This is a genomic window from Pseudanabaena sp. 'Roaring Creek' (assembly GCF_001402795.1).
Classification (GTDB): domain Bacteria; phylum Cyanobacteriota; class Cyanobacteriia; order Pseudanabaenales; family Pseudanabaenaceae; genus Pseudanabaena.
Map to the genome: position 1 here is coordinate 1 of NZ_LIRE01000408.1, position 3,542 is coordinate 3,542.

3 protein-coding genes are annotated in these 3,542 nt (G+C 43.8%); 1 reads left to right on the plus strand and 2 read right to left on the minus strand.

All coding sequences use genetic code 11. The annotated features are described in order from the left end of the window. Positions 1 to 253 (minus strand): PIN-like domain-containing protein (locus AC805_RS13630; RefSeq protein WP_231662859.1); only part of this gene is annotated, 253 nt, incomplete at its 3' end. Positions 254 to 402: 149 nt separating this feature from the next. Here AC805_RS13630 and AC805_RS13635 point away from each other — a divergent pair. Further along, positions 403 to 1,671 carry a Y-family DNA polymerase gene (locus AC805_RS13635; protein ID WP_072143621.1) on the plus strand — a complete coding sequence of 423 codons (1,269 nt, stop codon included), beginning with the start codon at positions 403 to 405 and terminating at the stop codon, positions 1,669 to 1,671. Between the two features lie 3 nt (positions 1,672 to 1,674). Here the strand turns inward: AC805_RS13635 and AC805_RS13640 are convergent, their stop codons facing one another. After that, the gene (locus tag AC805_RS13640; RefSeq protein WP_055075933.1) at positions 1,675 to 3,363 is read right to left on the minus strand and encodes a DUF1073 domain-containing protein; all 1,689 of its coding nucleotides are present in this window, start codon (positions 3,361 to 3,363) and stop codon (positions 1,675 to 1,677) included. Between the last annotated feature and the right edge of the window lie 179 nt (positions 3,364 to 3,542).

Here is a 3,542-nt window from a genome sequence, read left to right on the forward strand (position 1 = left end):
CGTTGATAGTACTTACTCGGTTTTCTTGGAACTCAAGAGCAACTTGATGAGGTATCCACAGACGATCTGAAACAACTCTCAAAACTTTAAAAAAATCATCACAAGTTTTTTGATCGTACTTATACAATTTTAGAAGTACGTTTGTATCTAGAACAAAAATGCCACTTTTCCATAATTCAATAAACTCTTCCTCGGTTGGAAGATAGTACCCTGGAAACAAATCTTTCATTGAATTTGCTACTTGCTCAGTCATAGTTTCTAGCTCTCTTTGTATAAAACCCGATTAAGCATCACGGGTACGGTTGATAAATATTTTGTGAATTATACCAGACGATCACCAAATTCCCGATCGCCAAATCTTAACCGCAAGTTGCTAGCATAGGATTTTAGTACATAAATCAAATGTTTGCCTTAGTAGACTGCAATTGTTTCTACGTTAGTTGTGAGCGAGTATTTAACCCCTCCCTTGAGGGTAAGCCCGTAGTTGTGCTGTCGAATAATGACGGCTGTGTTGTGGCACGGTCTAACGAAGCGAAGGCGATCGGCATCCCGATGGGCGTACCATACTTCAAGTGCAAATCGTTATTGCAGGGGGCAGGAGGGATTGCATTATCCTCTAACTACGAACTATATGGCGATCTGAGTCATCGTGTGTACGAGGTGCTGTTTGACTCAGTTCCAGATGTTGAGGTTTATTCGATTGACGAATGTTTCTTGGGTATGTCTGGGTTTGCCCATCTTGGACCTGATGGATTGATGGAATTTTGCTCAAGTCTGCGGGCAAGGATTTTAAAACTCACTGGTATTCCTACGGGTATTGGCATCGCCCCTACAAAGGTCTTATCCAAGGCAGCTAATCGCGTTGCCAAAAAGTCGGAAATTGGTGTTGCAGCGCTAATCACCCATGAAATACGCGATCGCACCTTAGCAAAGCTAGAAGTCGAGGATATCTGGGGGATTAATAAGCGATTGGGTGCAAGACTGCGATCAAACGGCATCGTGACAGCGGCACATTTGAGAGACGCAAATGAATCACTAATCAAGCAGATCATGGGAATTATTGGGGTGAGGATAATGCACGAACTGCGAGGTCTATCATGTTTGCCACTACTGGCGATCGCCCCGCCGCAAAAGAATATGGTTTGTTCGCGATCGTTCGGGCAGCCCGTGACGACTCTCGAACAAATGCATGAGGCAATCGCTTTCCATGCTGCAAGAGCAGCAGCAAAGCTAAGGCATAGAGGGCTAAGAGCATCTGTTATTGGTGCATTTCTTACTACAAATCGCTTTAAATCGATCGAACCGCAATACAGTAATTCGGCAACGATTACCCTGCCGACGGCAACGAATAGCACAAGGCACTTTATTCAATATGCAAAGCTTTGCATATCTGCCATTTTTAAGGATGGCTACAACTATAAGAAGTGTGGTGTCTCCATCAACGAGCTTAGTTCAGTTAACACCGTGCAGCTAGACTTACTTTCTGTGGCAGTTAATCATCGGGACGAAAAGCTGATGTCCGTAATCGACGACCTTAACCGGCGCTATGGCATCGGTACTGTGCGCTTTGCCAGTGAGGGGATTGGGCGACCTTGGAAAACCCGCAGTGATATGCGATCGCCTAGATATACGAGTTGCTGGGATGAGTTGATGGTGGTAAGTGCTTATTAATTACTATCTTGGCAAAAGCAACCGTTTTTGCTCTTGAATCCATACCCTAGCAAAAGGAGATTTTATATCCACAAAGCGATCGCTAGCATCCATGTAAATGCGATCGAGTAAAGTAGAATCCTGATATTGCTGTTGGGATTGACCTTGGGATTGATCTCCACCACCAAAATAATTATTTTGTTGATCGGCTTGAGCTTGCTGTTGAGCAGCTTGTTCCTTCTGTTGCTGTTCGGCTAACTTCTTCTGTTTATCCCAAGTCTTTTGATCGAGGATGAAGTCATAGGAGAATTCACCTTTACCAAATACGCTATTCCTGACTTCCTCTGCCGTTATAGACCCTGCTGTTATCAAAGAAATCAGCATTGTCACATAGGTAGATTGAGCCGTCATCCTAGCCTGAAGGATTTGTTCTTTCTCTAAAGGGGTAGGTTCAGCCAATGGCTCAAAATAATAACTCCAATTCTCAGGGATTTTCCCTTCCGTTGGACCATCCTTAGCTAACCAAATATAGTCATAGAGCCTATCAAGTTTTTTGTATCTATAATTTACCTCTTGGTAATTGTTGACCATTGCTGCCCATACTAATTCCTCGGCATCACCAGTCCCACCTGCTGCTAATCCATTAGGACCACGACCGAAAAGCCTTGTATATGGAATGCCCGTAGCTGCCGCCAACTTATCGCGAAACCGATCCATCATGTCCGGCAAGCCTTGATAGTTTCGTGTCAGGTAGGTGATGTCATCCTCGCTATCTACGGATATTGCCCCCATCATCCGCATCATCAGCTTCATCGCTCTAAATTGTTGCGATAAAATACTCATCGGCTGAGGTATGCCTTGGGCATTGAGTTCGTTAGCGGGCTGCCCAATTACCGATCGCTGCAATAGAGTCCTTAATCCTTTCATCTTATGCAGCAGAACCGTATGATCCTGAAGCATGGAAGCCATCGAATTGCCAACTTTTTCGTAATTAACCAAATCCGTTAGGCAAGCAACTATTAAAGGATCTCCCCAACCATCGGTAGTTCTCAATAACCTTGCAGGTAGCCACGACCCGTCAAACCGAATAACCCTAGACTTATGAATCTTCGTATACCCTACAGAGAGGATATCAAGCGCTTCTAATTTCTTTTGCGATTCATTGGAAACAATAAGTTGATAAAACTCAGGATCGTCCGAAGGGTCGTTCCCCGTCCAGTCTGGGCGAATATCCAAACAGTCAAATTCATAGATTTCTTTTACAGATCGAATTTTGTCTCTATCTACTGGCTTGTCTGGCGATCGCCCATCATCAATATTCATAATTATGGCTGAACCACCATAAATATTGCTGTATTTATCCCCTTTGTTAAATTTTGGGCGGGTGTCTAACTTATCTTCGTAGGCTTTAAAGTCGGCAACTAATTTCTTCTCTTTCTCATCCAAATTTGCTTTGTCTTTGCTATCGAAAGTGATATTTGTCCACTTCCTTGTCGCTTCATCTGGATAAATTGAGGTGACACGTTTGCCGAGCCAATCCCGTGTTAATTCTTCGCAAGCATATCGAGTAAGTCTACGGCGATTCCCACCATTCTGATCGGTAGTAATACGATTTGAAGGGGCACTGTCCAAACCTTGCGTTGCGGCGTACAAGGCATCAATCAGATTCCCGTCATATCTTACATATTGTTCAATATTGCTTCTTTCAGTCATGTTCGTGCGATCGCATTTAGTCTAAACATTGATGGGTAATGACTATGCGATCGCGAATGTCGCCAATTTCGCCACAATAATGGATTAGACCAACACAAAAAAGGGTAGTCCTAAAAAGGTAATGCTAAATAGGTAAGGATGGGCGGCGCTTCGCGCCGCCCATCCTTACCTATTTAGCA

What these genes read in the sequence shown, in the direction of transcription:
- AC805_RS13635 (WP_072143621.1), top strand. Translation starts at nt 403, where the DNA reads ATGTTTGCCTTAGTAGACTGCAATTGTTTCTACGTTAGTTGTGAGCGA.
- AC805_RS13640 (WP_055075933.1), bottom strand. Translation starts at nt 3,363, where the DNA reads ATGACTGAAAGAAGCAATATTGAACAATATGTAAGATATGACGGGAAT.